The organism is Faecalibacterium sp. DFI.5.82, from assembly GCF_029076575.1.
Taxonomy (GTDB): domain Bacteria; phylum Bacillota; class Clostridia; order Oscillospirales; family Ruminococcaceae; genus Faecalibacterium; species Faecalibacterium duncaniae.
The window spans coordinates 1-291 of the sequence record NZ_JARFIS010001048.1 but is presented as its reverse complement, the minus strand read 5'-3'; the positions used below and the strand labels follow the sequence as shown (position 1 = coordinate 291).

The following is a 291-nucleotide window of genomic DNA, read 5'->3' as shown; positions in this document are numbered from 1 at the left end:
GCAAAACCTTCAAGTATCCCTTCTTTGCAGGCCCTGTGGGAGCGGTGAACCACCACTATTCCGACACCTACACCGATATGACCTACAATGACGAGCTGGTGCGCGCCTGTGCCGAAAACGGCATTGCCGCCTTTACGGGTGACGGCACCAACCCCGACGTGATGTCTATGGCCACCAAGGCCATTGGCGCTGCAAGCGGCTGCGGCGTGCCCACCATCAAGCCCTGGAACATCGACACTGTCAAGGCCACGAGGGAGCAGGCCAAGGCCAGCGGTTGCGTTGCCGTTGCCA

General features: G+C 60.5%; 1 pseudogene. It reads left to right on the top strand.

The window, feature by feature from the left end:
- Positions 1-291: pseudogene (locus P0G09_RS20075) on the top strand (alpha-hydroxy-acid oxidizing protein); the annotation flags it as partial.